Source organism: Kitasatospora sp. NPDC057738, from assembly GCF_042798815.1.
Taxonomy (GTDB): Bacteria; Actinomycetota; Actinomycetes; order Streptomycetales; family Streptomycetaceae; genus Kitasatospora; species Kitasatospora lactacystinica.
Genome location: NZ_JBHVJT010000088.1, coordinates 23,892 through 41,642 on the forward strand (window position 1 = coordinate 23,892; position 17,751 = coordinate 41,642).

Annotated in this window: 16 protein-coding genes; 9 read left to right on the forward strand and 7 right to left on the reverse strand. The window is 76.1% G+C overall.

The genetic code is table 11. The features are described from left to right. Window positions 1-12 precede the first annotated feature (12 nt). The 3 genes from ACFVGO_RS34230 to ACFVGO_RS34240 all read right to left on the reverse strand — a co-directional run bounded on the left by ACFVGO_RS34230 (window position 13) and on the right by ACFVGO_RS34240 (window position 2,398). The gene (locus tag ACFVGO_RS34230; protein ID WP_359897128.1) at window positions 13-1,494 is read right to left on the reverse strand and encodes a DHA2 family efflux MFS transporter permease subunit; all 1,482 of its coding nucleotides are present in this window, start codon (window positions 1,492-1,494) and stop codon (window positions 13-15) included. 170 nt (window positions 1,495-1,664) lie between these two features. Beyond that, entirely contained in the window at window positions 1,665-2,036 is a 372-nt protein-coding gene (locus ACFVGO_RS34235) for a type II toxin-antitoxin system death-on-curing family toxin (protein ID WP_359896904.1), read from the reverse strand. After that, window positions 2,033-2,398, reverse strand: coding sequence for a hypothetical protein (locus tag ACFVGO_RS34240; protein ID WP_359896902.1), 366 nt, complete (start codon window positions 2,396-2,398; stop codon window positions 2,033-2,035). The genes ACFVGO_RS34235 and ACFVGO_RS34240 overlap by 4 nt, the downstream gene beginning before the upstream one ends. Window positions 2,399-2,581: 183 nt before the next feature. Between ACFVGO_RS34240 and yaaA the strand changes: the two genes are divergently transcribed. After that, window positions 2,582-3,367: a peroxide stress protein YaaA gene (gene yaaA / locus ACFVGO_RS34245; RefSeq protein ID WP_380636026.1), complete on the forward strand. Its 786-nt coding sequence runs from the start codon at window positions 2,582-2,584 to the stop codon at window positions 3,365-3,367. Between the two features lie 20 nt (window positions 3,368-3,387). Here the strand turns inward: yaaA and ACFVGO_RS34250 are convergent, their stop codons facing one another. The 3 genes from ACFVGO_RS34250 to ACFVGO_RS34260 are packed head-to-tail and all read right to left on the reverse strand — an operon-like array spanning window position 3,388 to window position 6,129. Next, window positions 3,388-4,521 carry a bifunctional RNase H/acid phosphatase gene (locus tag ACFVGO_RS34250; protein ID WP_359896901.1) on the reverse strand — a complete coding sequence of 378 codons (1,134 nt, stop codon included), beginning with the start codon at window positions 4,519-4,521 and terminating at the stop codon, window positions 3,388-3,390. Window positions 4,522-4,525: 4 nt separating this feature from the next. Then, window positions 4,526-5,269 (reverse strand): C4-type zinc ribbon domain-containing protein, encoded by a 744-nt coding sequence (locus tag ACFVGO_RS34255; RefSeq protein WP_359896899.1) that lies wholly within the window; start codon window positions 5,267-5,269, stop codon window positions 4,526-4,528. A 23-nt stretch (window positions 5,270-5,292) separates the two neighbouring features. After that, window positions 5,293-6,129 (reverse strand): Nif3-like dinuclear metal center hexameric protein, encoded by an 837-nt coding sequence (locus ACFVGO_RS34260; protein ID WP_380352524.1) that lies wholly within the window; start codon window positions 6,127-6,129, stop codon window positions 5,293-5,295. An 834-nt stretch (window positions 6,130-6,963) separates the two neighbouring features. Between ACFVGO_RS34260 and ACFVGO_RS34265 the strand changes: the two genes are divergently transcribed. From ACFVGO_RS34265 to ACFVGO_RS34275, 3 genes are all read left to right on the forward strand, one after another. Then, window positions 6,964-7,980 (forward strand): hypothetical protein, encoded by a 1,017-nt coding sequence (locus tag ACFVGO_RS34265; RefSeq protein ID WP_380636014.1) that lies wholly within the window; start codon window positions 6,964-6,966, stop codon window positions 7,978-7,980. Continuing rightward, window positions 7,977-9,968 (forward strand): alpha/beta hydrolase family protein, encoded by a 1,992-nt coding sequence (locus ACFVGO_RS34270; RefSeq protein ID WP_380636016.1) that lies wholly within the window; start codon window positions 7,977-7,979, stop codon window positions 9,966-9,968. The genes ACFVGO_RS34265 and ACFVGO_RS34270 overlap by 4 nt, the downstream gene beginning before the upstream one ends. A gap of 333 nt (window positions 9,969-10,301) precedes the next feature. Next, window positions 10,302-10,475 carry a hypothetical protein gene (locus ACFVGO_RS34275; RefSeq protein ID WP_359896893.1) on the forward strand — a complete coding sequence of 58 codons (174 nt, stop codon included), beginning with the start codon at window positions 10,302-10,304 and terminating at the stop codon, window positions 10,473-10,475. Window positions 10,476-10,644: 169 nt separating this feature from the next. Here ACFVGO_RS34275 and ACFVGO_RS34280 read toward each other — a convergent pair whose 3' ends face one another. After that, window positions 10,645-11,727, reverse strand: a complete 1,083-nt coding sequence (locus ACFVGO_RS34280; RefSeq protein WP_380636019.1) for an alcohol dehydrogenase catalytic domain-containing protein — start codon at window positions 11,725-11,727, stop codon at window positions 10,645-10,647. 148 nt (window positions 11,728-11,875) lie between these two features. Here ACFVGO_RS34280 and ACFVGO_RS34285 point away from each other — a divergent pair, with 148 nt between their 5' ends. From ACFVGO_RS34285 to ACFVGO_RS34305, 5 genes are all read left to right on the forward strand, one after another. Further along, window positions 11,876-13,264 (forward strand): M48 family metallopeptidase, encoded by a 1,389-nt coding sequence (locus ACFVGO_RS34285; protein ID WP_380636021.1) that lies wholly within the window; start codon window positions 11,876-11,878, stop codon window positions 13,262-13,264. Between the two features lie 160 nt (window positions 13,265-13,424). Next, the gene (locus tag ACFVGO_RS34290) at window positions 13,425-14,078 is read left to right on the forward strand and encodes a class I SAM-dependent methyltransferase (protein WP_359896888.1); all 654 of its coding nucleotides are present in this window, start codon (window positions 13,425-13,427) and stop codon (window positions 14,076-14,078) included. 137 nt (window positions 14,079-14,215) lie between these two features. Beyond that, window positions 14,216-15,457 (forward strand): hypothetical protein, encoded by a 1,242-nt coding sequence (locus ACFVGO_RS34295; protein ID WP_380636023.1) that lies wholly within the window; start codon window positions 14,216-14,218, stop codon window positions 15,455-15,457. Between the two features lie 7 nt (window positions 15,458-15,464). Further along, a complete protein-coding gene (locus tag ACFVGO_RS34300) occupies window positions 15,465-16,508 on the forward strand; it encodes an N-acetylmuramoyl-L-alanine amidase (RefSeq protein WP_359896884.1) in 1,044 nt (347 codons plus the stop codon). Window positions 16,509-16,695: 187 nt separating this feature from the next. Beyond that, complete coding sequence (locus tag ACFVGO_RS34305) at window positions 16,696-17,601, forward strand: hypothetical protein (protein ID WP_359896883.1); 906 nt, start codon at window positions 16,696-16,698, stop codon at window positions 17,599-17,601. Window positions 17,602-17,751 lie beyond the last annotated feature (150 nt).

Sequence of the window (17,751 nt, forward strand, 5' to 3'; positions counted from 1 at the left end):
CCGCCGTAGTGGTCATGGTAGCCGCTCGGGCGGCGCCTCCCGTACACCGGACCGGACGGCCGGCGGCTCGGCGCCGAGGCGGGCGGCCACCCGGGCGGCCGTCGCGCTCGCCCAGGCCGTGGTGGTGACCAGGCCCAGGACGAGGACGGCGCCGCCGAGGCCGACCAGGATCCACCAGCCGGCGTGGCTGGCCCGGGCGAAGCCGGTCGCGACCGGACCGACCACGGCCGAGGCGACGACCGTGCCGATCACCGCCACGCCCAGCGACTGGCCGATCTGACGGCTGGTCGAGGCGACCGCGGCCGCCACGCCCGCCTGGGCGCGCGGCATGCCGGACACCGCGGCGTTGGTGATCGGCGCGTTCACCATGCCGAAGCCGAAGCCGAACAGCCCGTACGCGGCCAGCAGCAGGGCGGGCGGGGAGTCGGCGGCGAGCCGGGTCAGCAGCAGCCCGCTCGCGGCGAGGCCGAGACCGGCCGCGACCAGCGGCAGGCGCGGGCCCCGGCTCGCGACGATCCGCCCGGACAGCGGCGCGCAGACCAGCATCATCCCGGCCATCGGCAGCGTCCACAGGCCGGCCTCGACCGGGCCGTAGTGGCGGACGTCCTGGAGGTAGAGGGTGTTGAGGAAGAGGAAGCCGCCGAGCGCGGCGAAGGCGCAGACCGCGGTGACGGTGGCGCCGGTGAACGGCGCGCTGGCGAAGAACCGGGGGTCCACCAGCGGCTCGGCCACCCGGCGCTCCCAGAGCGGGAAGGCGATCAGCGCGGCCCCGGCGGTGGAGGCCAGCGCGAGGATCAGCGGGGACGTCCAGCCGTTGGCCGGCCCCTCGATGATCGCGGCGGTGCCGCAGCCGAGCAGCACGATCATCAGCAGCTGCCCGACCGGGTCCAGCCGGCGCGGCCGGGGCGCCCGGGACTCGGGCACGAAGCGGGCGGTCAGCGCGATGGCGGCGAGCGCCACCGGGACGTTGATCAGGAAGATCGACGGCCAGCCCGCACCGTCCACCAGGAAGCCGCCGAGCAGCGGGCCGAGCGCCATCGAGATGCCGACCACGCCGCCCCAGACACCGATCGCCCGGGCCCGCTCCTTCGGGTCGGTGAAGGTGTTGGTGATGATCGACATCGCCACCGGGTTGAGCATCGAACCGCCCACCGCCTGGAGCGCCCGGAACGCCACCAGCCAGCCCAGGCTCGTCGCCTGGCTGCACAGCAGCGAGCCGAGCGCGAAGCAGACCAGCCCGGTCTGGAACACCCGGCGGCGACCGAAGCGGTCGGCCACCGAGCCGAACAGCATCAGCAGCGAGGCCAGCACCAGGGTGTAGGCGTCGATGATCCACTGCAGCCCGGACGCCGGGGCGCCCAGGTCCCGCTGGATCACCGGCAGGGCGATGTTCACCACGGTGTTGTCGAGGCCGACGATGAACAGGCTCAGGCAGCAGATCGCCAGGACGAGCAGACGGCGGCGGGGGCCGGGCGCGGGCCCGGGGGCAGGCACGGGCGCGGCGGCGGCGCGGGGCTGGGGGGCGGGCACGGACCGATCCTCCCACCGCGGGGCGGCCCGGGGCGGGTTGGCGGCGCGTCCGGGTGGCGCGTCCGGGTGGCGACGCCCGGGCCTCGCCGCCCCCGGCCGGAGGGGGTGGCACGGCCCGGCGGCCCCGGCGGGGCTCAGCGCCCCAGCAGGGACTTCAGGTCCTTGGCGGCGAGCGCGACCGCGTCGTCGTAGCCCCCGGTGGCGAGCCGGAGCATGAAGGCCACGGCGTCGTCCGGGTGCGGGTCGGTGTACGGCTCGCCGTTGTAGTCCAGGAACAGCAGCATCGCCTCGAAGGCGGTGCGCTTGTTGCGGTCGATCAGGGGGTGGTTGCGGGCCAGGCTCTGGCCGAGGGCCGCCGCCTTGGACCAGAGGTCCGGGTAGGCGTCCTCGCCGAACAGGCTCGCCTGCGGGCGGGCGATCGCCGAGAGCAGGCCGCCGAGGTCGCGGACGGTCTCCGGACCGCCGGCGAGGTAGGTGACGTCGTCGAGGTCCAGGTACTCGGTCACAGGTCCTTGAGCCTCTCCAGCGTCTCCGCGTTGGCGGTGCGGATCCGGGCCACCATGGCCGCCCGGCGCTCGGCCCTGCTCTCCCGACCGGCCTCCCGACCGGCCTCCGGAGCGGTCGGCCCGGTGAGCGCCCTGGGGACGTCGGACTGGCGGACCTCGAAGGCGAGTTCGGCGGTGTCCGCGCCGTCCGGCGCCCCGGTCACCCGTACTCGCCCGGCCATCACCGCCTGCGCGGCCGCCCGCAGCGCGAACTCCAGCGCGGTCCGGGTCTCGGCCGGCAGGCCGGCGGGCAGGCGCACGGACAGGGACTCCTCCACGGCGTCGTCGTCGCCGGGCACCAGGTCCAGGGGTCGCAGGGTCATCGCACTCACTCTCCTCGCCGCTCACCGTACTGGTGAACGCCCGGGTGCCCCACCGAATTGCCGGCCGCGCCCGCCCGCCCGCTGCGGGGCCGGGGCAAGGGGGCGGTCGCGAGGGCGGGGTCCGTACGGCGGGCGCAGTAGGGTTGCGGGGTTCGTGTGCCACAGATCGTCGAGGAGTCCGCTGTGCTGGTGCTGTTGCCGCCCTCGGAGGGCAAGGCCGGATCCGGGGACGGCGGGCCGGTGGCGCTGGAGCGGCTGTCGCTGCCCGGGCTGACGGCGGCGCGCGGCGCGGTACTGGACGCGCTGGTGCGCCTGTGCCGGGGCGACGAGGACACCGCCGCCGAGGTGCTCGGTCTCTCCCCCGGCCTGCGCGGCGAGATCGCCAAGAACGCCGGACTGCCGACGGCCGGGGCCCGCCCGGCGGGCGAGGTGTACACCGGGGTGCTGTTCGACAACCTCGGCCTGGCCACCCTGGGCGCCGCCGCGTACGACCGGGCCGAGCGCTCGCTGCTGGTCTTCTCCGGCCTCTGGGGCGCCGTGCGGATCTCCGACCGGATCCCGTCCTACCGCTGCTCGATGGGCGTGAAGCTCCCGGAGCTGGGGGCGCTCGGCACGTACTGGCGGAGCGTGACGGCCCCCGTGCTCCCGGAGGTCGCGGACGGGCTGGTGCTGGACCTGCGCAGCTCCGCGTACGCGGCGGCGTGGAAGCCGGCCGGCGAGGTGGCCTCCCGGACCGCGACCGTCCGGGTGCTCCAGGAGCGCGACGGCAAGCGCACCGTGGTCAGCCACTTCAACAAGGCGACCAAGGGCCGGATCGTCCGGGACCTGCTGCTCGCCGGGGCCGAGCCGAAGACCCCCGGCGAGCTGATGGACGCGCTGCTGGAGCTGGGCCACCAGGTCGAGCTCGCGGCGGAGGGCACGGCGCGCAAGCCGTGGCAGCTGGACGTGGTGGTCACGGACGTGCACTGAGCACGTCCGTGACCGGCCGGTCAGCGCAGGTGCGAGGTGTCGTTGAGCAGCCGCAGCGAGGCGTTGCCGTCCGCGTAGTACTGGACGGCGCAGATCGAGGCGGCGGACAGCTCCATCCGGTACATGGAGTCCGGCGGGGCGCCGAGCGCCAGCCGGACCAGGGTCTTGATCGGGCTGACGTGCGAGACCACCAGGACCGTCTTCCCCGCGTACCGGGCGAGGATCTTGTCCCGGGCGACGCCGGCCCGGTGGGTGAGCGTGGTGAAGCTCTCGCCGCTGCCGGTCGGCCTGGCCTTGGCGGAGCCGAGCCAGGCGGTCAGGTCGTCCGGGTACCGCTCCCGCACCTCGGCGAAGGTCAGGCCCTCCCAGTCGCCGAAGTCGACCTCGCGCAGCCCGTCCTCGTACCGGACCTCCAGGCCGAGCCGGGCGGCGACGGTCTCGGCGGTCTGCCGGGTGCGGCGCATCGGGGAGGCGACGACCGCCTGGACGCTGCCGCGCGCGGCCAGCGCCTCGGCGGCCCGCTCGGCCTGCCAGCGGCCCTTGTCGGAGAGCTCCGGGTCGCTGCCGCCGCTGCCGGAGAAGCGCTTCTCCGGGGTGAGCGGGGTCTCGCCGTGGCGCAGCAGGACGAAGGTGGTGGGGGTGCCGAGGTCGGCCGGGGCCGCCCAGCCGGCCTTGGGCGCGGCGGTCTCCAGCGGGGGTTCCTCGACGGCGGCCGCCGGCTTGCGGGGCTCCCACTGGCGCCCGGCCTTGCCCGCGTCCATCGCCTCGTTGGCCAGCCGGTCGGCGTCCTTGTTCCGCTCGCGCGGGATCCAGGTGTACGTGACCCGGGCGCGCGGGAAGACGGTGCGCGCCTCGGCGGCGAGCGGCTGCATGTCGGGGTGCTTGATCTTCCAGCGCCCGGACATCTGCTCGACGACCAGCTTGGAGTCCATCCGGACGTCCACCGAGGCGTCCGGGTCCAGCTCGCGGGCCGCCTTGAGCCCGGCGATCAGGCCCTTGTACTCGGCCACGTTGTTGGTGGCGTGGCCGATGAACTCGGCGGCCTCGGCGACGATCTGCCCGGTGTCCCCGTCACGGACCACCGCGCCGTAGCCGGCCGGCCCCGGGTTGCCCCGGGACCCGCCGTCAGCCTCGACGACGAAACGCGCCGCCACCGGCTCAGACGCCCGAGTCGGAGGTGCGGACCAGGATCCGCGAGCAGTTCTCGCAACGGACCACCTTGTCGGCCGGCTCGGCCTTGATGGCGTTCAGCTCGGTGATGGAGAACTCGGTGCGGCAGCCCTCGCAGCGGCGCTGGTAGAGGCGGGCCGCGCCGACGCCGCCCTGGGTCTCGCGCAGCTTGGCGTACACCTTCAGCAGGTCGGCGGGGATGACGGTGGCGACGGTCTCGCGGTCGCGCTTGACCTTGTCGGCCTCGCCGTCGATCTCGGCGAAGGAGGCGTCGCGGCGGCCCTCGGCCTCCTTGAGCACGATGGTGGAGTGCTCCAGGCGGGCGGACAGCTCCTCGACCCGGGTGTTGGCGCTCTCCTGGCGCTCCATGATCTCCAGCACGACCTCCTCCAGGTCGCCCTGGCGCTTGGCGAGCGAGCCGATCTCGTGCTGGAGGTTCTCCAGGTCCTTCGGCGAGGTGATCGCGCCGGAGTCCAGGCGCTGCTGGTTGCGGGCGGCACGGGAGCGGACCTGCTCGACGTCCTGCTCGGCCTTGGTCAGCTCGCGGGCGGTGTCGCCCCTCTGGGCCTCGGCGGCGACGACGAGGTCCTTGAGCGCGGTGTGGTCGGCGGTGGCCTTGTCGATCTCGGCGTGCTCGGGCAGGCTCCGGCGCCGGTGGGCCAGCTGGTCGAGCTTCGAGTCGATGGCCTGGAGGTCGAGCAGGCGGATCTGGTCGGCGGGCGCGGCGTTCAAGCGGAGAGCTCCTGTGAATCGGGTCAGGCGGTGAAGGACATGGGGGCGTGCGCGGTCCACGGGTCGGTGACCCGGTGGGAGACCTTGGTCTCCACGGCCCAGCCGCGCTTGTCGGCGACGGCCAGCAGGGCCCGCTCGGCCAGGGTGAGCCAGGGCCACTCGGTGGCCCAGTGGGCGGCGTCGAGCAGCGCGACGGGCGCCGCCTCGGCGGCCTCGGAGGCCGGGTGGTGACGCAGGTCGGCGGTCAGGTAGGCGTCCACGCCGGCCGCCCGGACGTCGGCGAAGAGGCTGTCGCCCGAGCCGCCGCACACCGCGACCCGGCTGACCAGCCGGTTCGGGTCGCCGGAGACGCGGACGCCGGCGGCGGTGGCGGGCAGGCCCTTCGCCACCTGCGCGGCGAAGGCGGAGAGGGGCAGCGGGGGCTCCAGCAGGCCGATCCGGCCGGTGCCGCGGCGGCCCAGCGGGTCGGTCGGGTCCGGTACCAGCGGGCCGGTGACCCGCAGGCCCACCGCCTCGGCGAGCGCGTCCGAGACGCCGGGGTCGGCGTGGTCGGCGTTGGTGTGGGCGACGTGCAGGGCGATGCCGTTGGTGATCAGCGTGTGCACCACCCGGCCCTTGAAGGTGGTGGCGGCGACGCTGGTGGTGCCGCGCAGGTAGAGGGGGTGGTGGGTGACCACGAGGTCGGCGCCCCACTCCACGGCCTCGTCGACGACCGCCTGGACGGGGTCGACGGCGAAGAGCACGCGGTTGACCTCGGCCTGAGGGTCCCCGCAGACCAGGCCGACGGCGTCCCAGGACTCCGCCCACTGCGGCGGGTAGACCTCTTCGAGCGCGGTGATGACGTCGGACAGTTTCGGCACCTGTCGAGACTACCGTGCGCGCGGGCGCGGTCGGGCCTCGGCCGTTCGGCGGGCTGCCGGGGGAGTCGCGGCGGCTGTTCGGACGCGGGAGCTGTGGGCGTACGGGTGCGCGTCAATCTGTGACGGGAGGCGCCCGGCGGGGCCCGCGCGCTCCGTACGCGGCCGCGCGCCGGGCGCCCGTTACTCACAGCAGGGTTCTCGTACGAATTCGAAACCACGCCTTGATCACCCTTACGAGTGAAGTGACCGGCTCTGCGTTGAGGCTTCGGCCGGCTCGAAAGTAACTTCACTCCTGCGAACGGGAGTTGCACCGGCGGCAGCCACGACCCGGAGTCGGGCGGATGCCGCGCGGGCCGGACGGGATCCGGGTGAGCACTCCCGTGCCGGGGCGGCACCGCCGCCCCCTCCGGGGAAACCGATCGGGCCGGGCCGCCGCCCCGGGTGCCGCGAGCAGTGGGCACCCGGCGCGGCGGCGGAGACGAAGGGATGTGGTGGCGAATGAGGGCGGGCACATCGCTGCGTGCGGCCGGGGACAGGGGATCGGTGGAGCGCGGACCGGATGCGGCGGGTTCGTGGCCGGAGACGACACGGGCGGCACTGACCGGTGCCGGAGGCCGGGGAGGCGGCGGTGACCGGGACGTCACCGCCGGCGGCTTCCGGCGCACGGCCAGGCCGCCCGTGTCCTCGCCGCGCGTTCCTTCCCCTTCTTTCGGCGCCGCCCCTTCTTCCGGCAAGGCGCTTCCCTCTTCTTCAGGCAAGGCGCTTCCCTCCGCACCTGCCCCTTCCTCCGCTTCCGCCGCGGCCCCTTCAGCCGGGGCGAAGCGCCGGGGCGGGGTGCTGCTGGCCGGGCGGTACGCGCTGACCGCCGCCGTCCGGCACGACGCGGAGGGCGGGGTGTTCCTCGGCCGGGAGGTGTCGAGCGGTGCCGAGGTCGTGGTCAAGCAGGCCCGGGCGCACACGGGGGTGGACCGGGCCGGCACCGACGCCCGCGACGCGCTGCGGCACGAGGCCGCGCTGCTCGCCCGACTGGCGGGGCAGGGCCTGGCGCCGCTCGCCGTCGAGCTGATCGAGCAGGAGGACTCCGTCTTCCTGGTGCAGGAACGAATCGCCGGGCAGCCCCTGGACGACTGGGTGGCCGCGCGGCTGCGGCGCGACGGCCGCCCCGACGTCGACTGGGCCGAGGCCGGGCCGGTGGCGCACGGACTGCTCGATCTGGTCGAACAGGTGCACGCCCAGGGGCTGGTGCTGCGCGACCTCTCCCCCGGCAACGTCATGGTCCGCCCGGACGGCACGCTGCGGCTGGCCCACCTCGAACTCGCCGCCGAAACCGGACGGCCCGCGGGCTCGGCCGGCGCCCCCGGCTACCGCGCCCCCGAGCACGGGCCCGGCCGGCTCGCCGCCGCCGACCGCGGCCGCGTCGCCCATCCGGCCGTCGACCTGTACGCCCTCGGCGGACTCCTCTTCCTACTGGCCACCGGCCACGACCCGCTGCTGTCCGAGGACCTCCCGCGGGCCCGCCCGGTCGCCGAACGCCTCGGCCGCTGGCTCGCCCTCGCGGCCAGGACCGGCGGGACGGCCCGTCGGCTGGCGCCGGCGATCCTCGGGCTGCGCGCCGAGCATCCGCGGCAGCGGTGGGGAGTGGCCCGGGTGCGGGCGGCGCTGCGCGACGACCTCCTGGTGCCCCCGGACGGGACCGGGGCCCGCCGCGCCCCCGGCTACGGCACCGGCGCGGCAGGCCCGCCGGCCTTCCGGCCGCGGCTGCGCCACGGCGGCCCCCGGCTCCGGCCGGACACGACAGGCCCGTCCGGCGCCGCGCGCCCGGCCGGCACCACCGGGGTGAGCGGAGCATGAACGTGGCCACCCGGACCGTGACCCAGGCCCTGCGCCGGCTGAACTTCGCCTTCGCCGCCGACGGCAGCCACGCCGCCTGCCTCGCCTCCTCCGCCGACAGCGGCTGGTACGTGGAGAGCTGGCGGCTTCCGCAGGACGGCGGGCCGGCCGCGCCGACCGCGCTGACACTGCCCGGCAACCGCTCGGAGAGCCTGCGCTCGCAGCTGGTCGCCCTGGCGGACGGCTCGGTGCTGATCTGTCGGCACGACGGCGACCGGCACGACCTGGCCCGCCTGACGCCGGGCGAAAGCTCCGCCGTGGAACAGCCGTCGGGTGCGCTCAGGATGGCCGGACTGCGGGTGCTGCCGCTCCCGGCGGCGGCCGGGGCCGGGCCGCGGACGCCGGTGGCGGTCGCCCTCGGCAGCGACACCCGCCCGGCGACCACCGCCTGGCTGGTGCGGACGGACGGCAGCGAGCCCGAACAGGTCGCCGAGATCCCCGGGTTGCACGGCGGCGGCACCTGGCTCGACCGTACGGGCACACTGCTCGCGCTGGACCGGGTGAACGACGGCCTGGTCCGCAGCGTGGTGCTCGACCTGCGCACCGGCCGCACCACCCCGCTGCTGGAGATCGGCCCGCACAGCAACGACCGCCTCGTCCTGTTCGACCCGGAAAGCCGGTTCGCGATGGTGCGCAGCGACGCGCCCGGCACCGACCGGCTCGGCTGGGGCCTCCTCGGCACCGGGGAGCCGCTGCGGTTCCCGGAGTGCCTGCACGTCGCGGGCATGCTCCTGCGGCCGGTGGCCCTGCGGGTGGCGGCGGACGGCCCCCGGGTCGCGGTGCAGATCGACCACGGCGCGGGCTCGACACTCGCGCTGTGGCGGCCCGCCACCGGACGGCTGGACCCGCTGCCGGCGCCGCCCGGGCGACTCGGCGCGGTCGGCCACTGGGGCGAGGCCGGGCTTCGGCTGCCGTACTCCTCGCCCGACCGTCCGACGGCGCTGGCCACCCTGGACGTCGACGCGCTGCTGGCGCACGGCCCGCTCCCGGCCGCCTCCGCCCCGGTACCGCTGCCGCTTCAACTCGCGCCGCTGGCCTCGGGGTTGCCCGGCCCGTGGCGGGACACCGTCCTGCCCTGGCAGCCCGGCGGGATGCGCCCGGTACGGACCACACCGCCCGGCTGGCGGCTGGACGGCAGCACCCCGCCCGGCGACGGCGGCCGCTGGCAGCCCGCGCAGAGCCTCGAACTGGCGGGCCCGGCAGGCCCGTTGGAGGCCGTGGTGTACGGCGGGGACAGCTGGCTGAGCAGCCCGCACCTGGTGCTGGCGCTGCACGGCGGCCCGGCGGACGCCTGGCGGCTGGAGTTCGACCCGGCGCTGCAGCGGATGGCCGCCGAGGGCCTGGCGGTGGTCGCGCCCAACCAGCGCGGCTCCACCGGCTACGGCGTGGCGCACGCGCTGGCCATCCGGGGCGCCTGGGGCGGCCCCGACCTGGACGACGTCCTGTACCTGCTGGACGGCATCGCCGGCCAGCGCGCCGCCCTGGGCCTGGAGCCGCCCGCCCTCTTCGGGGTCAGCTACGGCGCCTTCCTCGCGCTGCTGGCGGCCGCGCACGCGCCGGCCGGGCAGGTCGCCCGCTGCGCGGTGGTCGCACCGTTCCTGTCCGGCGCCCGGCTGCTGGCCGAAGCGGCGCCCCCCGTGGGGGCGTTGGCCACCCGCCTGGGCGGTGGCGAGCCGATCTCCGACGCCCGCGGACCGCGCGACGTCCTGCAACTCGCACACCGGCTGAGCGCGCCGCTGCTGATGGTGCACGGCAACCGGGACGAGGTCGTGCCGGTGAGCCAGTCCCGGTCGCTGCGGCACGAACTGCTGCGGATCGGCCGGGTCGAGGGCGAGGACTTCCGGTACGTCGAGGCGGCGGGCTCCGGGCACGAGGTGCTCGCCGACGAGGGCGCCGCCGTCCTGCACGAGCTGCTGGCCACGTTCCTGCGGACCGGCCGTCCGGGCTGATCCGCCCTCCGCCCGCCGAAGATCACGAACTCCCGGACCTTCCCGGACCTTCCCGCACGGCCGGGCGGCCCCGACGCCGCGCTGGGCGATCCGAGTGAACTGCGCAGGTGAGCGCGGGCCGTCGGCCCGGCCCCGGGCCCCGGACCAGCACGGGACTCGCGTCAGGATCTCGATAGGATCTCGCCCGTCCCGGCCGTTATGGTGGCCGGGGCACGGGCCGTGATCACCGGCTACGGGCGCGTACCGAGCACCCGATCGGGGACCCGACCGTGCGCCACCGGCGCCGGCCGGGCGCCGATGACCCGCACCCTCCGCACGGAAAAGACGAATCTCATGTCCGACACCCTCACCGACACCACCGGACCCGCGGTTACCGGGACCGACGCCGACGAGAAGACGGCCAAGGACGCCGGGTCGCACGGCCGCCACCGCGGTGGCTCCGCCGACGACGACAGCCCGGAGACCGACCCGCACGGCCGCCACCGCGCGGCCGGCGCGCGGGGCTGACCGCACCACCACCGGGGCGTCGGCACCAAGGGCACCGCGCGGCAGCACCGCACGGCGGTGCCGCGCCCGAGGGCCCGCCGGGAGAGCACGGACTCCCCCGGCGGGCCCTCGCTCTTCCCCGGGCCCCGCCCGGCCGTCCCCGCGTCCCGCCCCCGGCCCGGCCCGGCCCTCAGTCCATCGTGACGACCGTCCGCAGCGCCTCGCCGCTGCGCATCTGCGCGATCGCCTCGTTGACGTCCGCGAGCCCCACCCGGTGGGTGACCATCCCGTCGAGGTCGATCCGCCCGGCCCGCCAGAGGTCCACGACCAGCCCGATGGTGCGCGTCACCGTCGCCCCGCCGTACAGCGAGGGCAGCAGGCGCTTCTCGTTGAAGAACAGCTCGCCCATGGTGAACTGCGCGAGGTCGTCCTGCGCGCCCGCGCCGATGACCACCACCGCGCCGCCGCGCCGGGCGGCCTCGTAGCCGGCCCGGACGGTGGCCGCGCGGCCGACCGCCTCGAAGACGTAGTCGAAGCCGCCGCCGGGCAGCTTCTTGGCCGCCGCCTTCAGTTCCTCGGGCGCGATCGCCTCGGTGGCGCCGAAGGCCAGGGCGCGCTCGCGGCGCGAGGCCACCGGGTCGACGACGGTGATCCGGCCGGCGCCGCAGACCCGGGCGCCCTGCACGGTGGCCACGCCGACCCCGCCCGCCCCGATCACCGCGACGGAGGCGCCGGGCTCGACCCGGGCGGTGTTCACGGCGGCGCCGATGCCCGTGGTCACTCCGCAGCCGATCAGCGCGGCGGCCTCGTAGGGGAGGTCGGTGGGCACCTTGATGACGGCGTTCGCCGCGACCACGACCTCCTCGGCGAAGGCCCCGGTGCCGTAGAAGCCTGAGGCGTTCAGCTCGCCCTCGGCGATCCGGAAGCCCGGGGCGCCGAGGCCGCGCAGGCTGGCGATGCACAGGTGGCCGCGGTCCCGGCGGCAGTGGTCGCAGCGGCCGCACGGGGCCATCCAGCAGAGCACCACCCGGTCACCGGCGGCGAGGCCGGTGACGCCCTCGCCCACCTCCACCACGTCCCCGGCGCCCTCGTGCCCGGGGACGAACGGCGCGGGCTGCGGCAGCACGCCGCTCATCGCGGAGAGGTCCGAGTGGCAGAGGCTGGCGGCGCGCATCCGGACCCGTACGGTGCCCGGCCCGAAGCCCACGGCCGTCACGTCCTCGCGGACGTCGAGGGTCTCCTGGCCGGTCTTGTGCAGGACGGCTGCGCGCATGGTGCTGCTCCCGGGGTGCCTGGTGTTCCTCGGATCGGCGGTCGCGCCGATTCTGGCACGGGCGGCGCGGCGCGACGAGAACGCGTTCCACAACAAGCGGCCGGCGGAACTGTGCGGATCCACTGTCCTTCCACCACCGGAACACGCCATGATCACCACCGTGTCGATACCCCCGCAGACGTCCCCACCGACGTCCCCACCGACGTCGCCGCCGATCTCCGCCGAGCCGGCCGCCCACGGCGGGCCCTGCCCCCGCTGCGACGCCGCGCTGACCGCCGACCGGCGCTTCACCGCCTGGTGCCCGGCCTGCGACTGGAACCTGTCCCCCGGTCAGGACGGCACCGCCGCGCCCACCCGGCGCGAGCGGGCGGCGACCGACCGCACCGACCGGCTGTTCGAGGAGCAGGCCGCGGGCGGCGACTCCCCCACCGCCCGCCGCGACTGGCTGCTGGCCTCCGCCGCCGCCGTTCCGATCCACCTGGTCACCGTCGGCCTGTTCTTCCTGGCGCTCTGGCTGCTCGTCACCGGGAACACGGTGCAGCGCTGCGCGGGCGCGGTGGCGCTGGTGATCGCGGTCGCGCTGCGCCCCCGGCTCGGCCGGTTGCCGCGCGAGAACGTCCTCGACCGGGCCTCGGCTCCGGCGCTGTACGGGCTGGCGGACCGGGTTGCCGCCGAGCTCGGTGCCGCGCCGGTGGCCGCCATCCAGGTCACCGACGAGTTCAACGCCTCCTACGGGCTGGTGGGGCTGCGCCGCCGTCCCGTCCTCCGGCTGGGTCTGCCGCTCTGGGAGGTGCTGGACGACCGGCAGCGGATCGCCCTGCTCGGCCACGAGTTCGGCCATCACGTCAACGGCGACCACCGGCGCTCGTTCTGGCTGCACAGCGCGATCGTGGCGCTCGCGGCCTGGTACGACATGGTCCGGCCCGACCGTCCGGGCCGCCGGCCCGGCGACGAGGTCTCGCTGCTGATCCGGATCGGCGCGATGGTCGGCGCGGTCGCCCTGCGGGCCGTCGCCTGGCTGCTGCTCCAGGGCCTGTACCTGTTCGACCGGCTCACCTCCCGCGCCGGACAGCAGGCCGAGTACCGAGCGGACGCCCTCGCCGTCCGGGTCGGCGGCAGCGAGGCGGCCGGTGGCATGCTCTCGACCTTCCTGCTGTTCGGCCCGGTGTGCACGGCCGTGGACCGGATCCGCGCCGAGGAGCGCCGGCGTCCCCGGACGGTCCGCCGCGGCCGGGGCCGGACGGCCGAGCAGCCGGAGCCGCCGAAGCCGCCCGCCCCGGACCTGCTCTGGGAGCGCCTGCGCGAGCACCTCGGCTCCGTCCCCGCCACCGAGCGCGAGCGCCTGCTGCGGCTCAGCGCCCGTGACCGCGTCGCCGTGGACTCCACCCACCCGCCGACCCATCTGCGGATCGCGCTGGTCGAGCGCGCGGAGGCCCGGCCGGCCGCCGTCACCGCCGCCCCCGCCGAGGCCGGGGCGATCGCCGCCGAGCTGGCCCCGCACCGCGCCCGGATCGCCGCCGAGCTGCTCGCCGGTTGAGCACCGGACGGGCACTGGGCGGGCACCGACTGCTCGCGGGCCGGGCACCGTGAGCCCGCGCGGCCCCGGCCGCCCCGGCCGCCCCGGCGCCGTCGCCGCCGCTACCGTCGAGTAGGGTCCGTGCACGTCCGCCCGCGTCCCGACCCCCGAGGAGCACCGCATGTCCGACCTGCTGCTGAGCGCCGAGCCGGCGCCCGAGGTGCTGGCGGCGTTCGAGGAGGCCACCGGGTTCATGCCGGTGGACGAGGGGCTCGCACTGTACGCGGCGGCGGTGGCGGTGGCACGCGGCACCGGGCTGCCGGTGCTGGAGATCGGCACCTACTGCGGCCGCTCGGCGATCCTGCTCGCGGCGGCGGCGCGGGAGGCCGGGACCGTCGCGCTGACCGTCGACCACCACCGCGGTTCGGAGGAGCAGCAGCCCGGCTGGGAGTACCACGACTCGACGCTGGTCGACCCCGAGGTCGGGCTGATGGACACCCTGCCGAGGTTCCGCCGCACCCTGCACGCCGCCGGGCTGGAGGAGCACGTGGTGGCGCTGGTCGGCCGTTCGCCGCGGATCGCCGCGCTGTGGGGGCGCCCGCTGGGCCTGGTGTTCATCGACGGCGGGCACACCGACGAGCACGCGACCGGCGACTACGAGGGCTGGGTGCCGCACCTGGCGCCGGAGGGCCTGCTGGTGGTGCACGACGTCTTCCCGGATCCGGCGGACGGCGGCCAGGCCCCGTACCGGGTGTACCTGCGGGCGCTGGCCGAGGGCTTCGAGGAGGTCTCGGTGACGGGCTCCCTGCGGGTCCTGCGCCGAGCCGCCCGGTAGCGCGTTCCTTCCCGCGTCCCCGCACCGATGCTCTAACGTCGTGCCGGGGCTGTCGGGCGGGGGTTCGAACGGTACGGTGGCCGCGCAGCACCAGGCAGAGCGCAGATCATCGGCGGACGGTGGGGGCCAGCAGCGACATGACGGACCAGCAGAACAGCGCTCCGGCGGTCTGGGACCCCACCGCGCGCGGCGGTGCCGGCGGCTGGGTGCGCGGCCCGCAGCGCCCGGCCGAAGCCCAGTCCGCCCCCGGGGCTCCCGCCGCCCCCCAGCCTCCCGCGGCCCCGCAGTCCGCGGCTCCGCAGGCCGCCGCCCACCCCGGCCCGACGGCCCCGCCGTCCGTGCCCGGCGCCGTCGGCGACCAGGGCCCGCCGCTGGGCGCCCGCCCGTACCTGGCCGCCTCGCCCGGCTACGATCCGCCGACCGCCCGGCTGTTCCCCGCCGCTCCGCCGCCCCCGGCCGCCCCGCCCCCGGCCTCGCCGTTCCCCTCCCATGCGGGTCCGCAGTCCCACGCCCCGCAGCAGGCACCGCAGCAGGCCGCCGGCTACGACTACCTCCTGCAGCCGCCCGCCGCCCCGCCGCAGTCCCCGTACGGCGCCCAGCCTCCTTACGGCACCCAGCCCGACTATCCGACCGGCCACGGGGACGACGAGGACCGGCCCACCAACCGCAGGACCCCGCTGCTGATCGGCTCGGCGCTGCTGCTGGTGCTGGCGATCGGCGGCGGCCTGCTGTTCGCCCTCCAGGGCGGCGACAAGGACGACCGGGCCGTGCCCGCCCCGGCCTCCGCCCCGGCGACCGGCCCGGACAACCTGCCGCCCGCCCCCGCGCCCACGGGCACGGACGGCGCGCCGAGCGCCGCAGCGAGCGCCTCCGGCTCGCCCGCCGGCACGCCGTCCCCGACCGCGACCGGCCCCGGTCCGGCCGCCGGCACACAGGCCCAGGCGCTGGACAGTCTGCTCAGCGAGGGCGAGAACGCCAAGGCCCCGATCGGCAGCGCCGTCGCCAAGGTGACCAGCTGCCCGCCGAAGGCCGACATCGAGAGCGCCGCGCAGGACTTCGACAACGGCGCGAGCCAGCGGGCCGCCCTGCTGGCCAAGCTCTCCCAACTGACCGTCACGGACCTGCCGGGCGGCGCGGACGCGGTGAACTCGCTGAAGTCCGCCTGGCAGCTGTCGGCCGACATCGACAAGGCGTACGCGAGCTGGGCGCGCGCCGTCGCCGCCCAGGGCTGCACCGGCAGGGCCCCGGCCACCCCTGACAAGAAGCGCGCGGACGAGCTCAACCCGAAGGCCACCCAGGCGAAGACGGACTTCATGACCAAGTGGAACGTGATCGCGAAGAACTACGGTCTGACTCCGCGCACCCAGGACAGGATCTGACCGACCAGTGACCGGTTCCGCCGCCCGACCACCCCGCCGCTCCGCCCTGCTGCGCGCCACCACGGCCGCGGCCGTGGCCGTTCCGCTCTGCACGGCGGGCTGGTTCGGCTGGCGGGCCCTCGACCACTCCGGCCCGGCGGGCGCCGCGGCGGCCCCGGCCACGTCGTCCCCGGGCTCGGCCCCGGCCGCCGAGCCCCCGGCTCCGACAGCCACGGACCAGCCGGCCACGGACCAGCCGGCCGCCACCGGCACACCCCTCACCCCTCCGGTCGCACCGGCGCCCACCGACAGCGGCCCCACCGGCGGCGCCCCCTCGGCCGGGACCCCGGCCCCGCCCGCCGACACCGCCACCGACCTGGCCGGCCGCACCGTCCTGCTCGACCCCGGCCACAACCCCGGCAACTCCGCCCACACCGCCGAGATCAACCGCCAGGTGGACATCGGCAACACCCGCAAGGAGTGCGACACCACCGGCACCGAGACCAACGCGGGCTACTCCGAGGCCGAGTACACCCTGGACGTCTCCCGCCGGGCCCGCGCCATCCTGACCGCCCGGGGCGCCAAGGTGGTGCTGGCGCAGGACGGCGACCGCCCCTGGGGCCCGTGCATCGACGAACGCGCCCGCGCGGGCGCCGACGCGCACGCCGACGTCGCGCTCTCGGTGCACGGGGACGGCGGCCCGGCGAGCGGCAGCGGATTCCACGTGATCATGCCCGCCAGGGTGGTGGCCGGAAAGGCGGACAACGCGGCCATCGTCGATCCCTCGCACCGGCTCGGCCTCCTGCTGCGCGAGCGGTTCCACGCCGCGACCGGCGAACCGTACGCGGACTACACCGCCAAGGACGGCCTGGACACCCGCTCCGACCTGGGCGGCCTCAACCTCTCCACCGTCCCCAAGGTGTTCATCGAGTGCGGTAACATGCGCAACTCGACGGACGCGAAGCGGATGACGGACCCTCAGTGGCGCCAACAGGCGGCCCAGGGGATCGCCGACGCACTGACCGCGTTCCTGACGACCCAAGAGAAGACCGAAGAGCGACACGGGAGTTGAACCGCACACCCCCGGAGGACGACGCTCCGCCCGGACCGCACGGTTTGCAACGACTTCGCCCCATTCCCGGTCCCGCCGTGCACCGGCAGGACGGATGGGCCTAGGCTTCTGGTCCGTTCGGGAGTTTCGGCCGGTCGGCCCGACCGCACGAACCACCGTCCACGACACGTCAACGAGGGGAACGTTAGTGAATCTGCGCGCTCTCACCAGGGGAGACGCCGCCGTCGCAGGCGCGGCCGTCCTGCTCTTCATCGCCTCCTTCCTGCCCTATCTGGCCGCGGACTGCAGCGGTCGGCTCTGTGCGGACGCCTCAAAGAACGCGTGGAGCACCGATCTGTTCCCCGTCCTGCCCTCGATCTACCTGCTCGGCATCGTCGCCGCCGCGCTGATCCTGGTGCAGCGCTTCCAGGGCCAGGCCGCGGCCAACCGACAGGTCCTCGGCCTGCGACTGGACCAGTGGGGCATCGCCTTCGCGGTCGCCGCGCTGTGGACCTCGGTCTGGTCCCTGGGCGCCAGCCCGTACGGCCCGAACGTCAGCCACGGCTTCGGCGCCTGGCTCGGCTTCATCGCGCTGATCGTGCTCGCCGGCGCGGCCGCCGCGAGCCCCCTGGTGCCCGCGCTGAAGGCCCCGCTGGTCTCCGACCGCCCGGCGGCCGTCCCCGGCCAGTACGGCTACCCGGGCCAGCCCGGTCACCCGGGTGCGCCCGGCCAGCCCGGTCAGTACGGCTACCCGGCCCAGGGCCACGACCCGGCGTTCGGCGGCCAGGGCGGCTACGGCTACCCGGGCGCCGGCCAGCCGCAGCCCGGCCAGCCGGTCCAGCCGCACGACGCCGGCACCCCGGTGCCGCAGCCGGCCCCGGCCGCGCAGCAGCAGGCGGCCGCCCCGGCGGCGGACTTCCAGCCGTTCTGGTTCGCCGTCCCGGCCCCGCGCCAGCTGGCCCCGAAGGACAACCCGGCCGGCGCCCCGGTCGGCGAGGTCGTGCCGGGCACCTGGTACCTGGCCGTCGAGCAGCGCGGCGCCGCGCTGGTCGCGCAGCTGCCGGACGGCAGCCAGGGCGTGCTGGCCGACACCACGGGCATCCAGCGCGGCTGACCGCCCGCGGGCACGTACCGCGAAGGGGGGGGACCAGCTCTCCAGTCCCGCCCCCTCCCCCCGAACGCCCCCCCTCCCCCCCTACGCCCCATCACCGTCCGCGTCCGACCTCCCACTCACAGGCCCGGCCGCCCGTACACGCGTCCGGCT

Bases quoted from the DNA above. Each gene is read 5' to 3' on its own strand.
- ACFVGO_RS34240 (WP_359896902.1), bottom strand. From the start codon at position 2,398: ATGACCCTGCGACCCCTGGACCTGGTGCCCGGCGACGACGACGCCGTG.
- ACFVGO_RS34270 (WP_380636016.1), top strand. From the start codon at position 7,977: ATGAACGTGGCCACCCGGACCGTGACCCAGGCCCTGCGCCGGCTGAAC.
- ACFVGO_RS34275 (WP_359896893.1), top strand. From the start codon at position 10,302: ATGTCCGACACCCTCACCGACACCACCGGACCCGCGGTTACCGGGACC.
- ACFVGO_RS34280 (WP_380636019.1), bottom strand. From the start codon at position 11,727: ATGCGCGCAGCCGTCCTGCACAAGACCGGCCAGGAGACCCTCGACGTC.
- ACFVGO_RS34285 (WP_380636021.1), top strand. From the start codon at position 11,876: ATGATCACCACCGTGTCGATACCCCCGCAGACGTCCCCACCGACGTCC.
- ACFVGO_RS34290 (WP_359896888.1), top strand. From the start codon at position 13,425: ATGTCCGACCTGCTGCTGAGCGCCGAGCCGGCGCCCGAGGTGCTGGCG.
- ACFVGO_RS34295 (WP_380636023.1), top strand. From the start codon at position 14,216: ATGACGGACCAGCAGAACAGCGCTCCGGCGGTCTGGGACCCCACCGCG.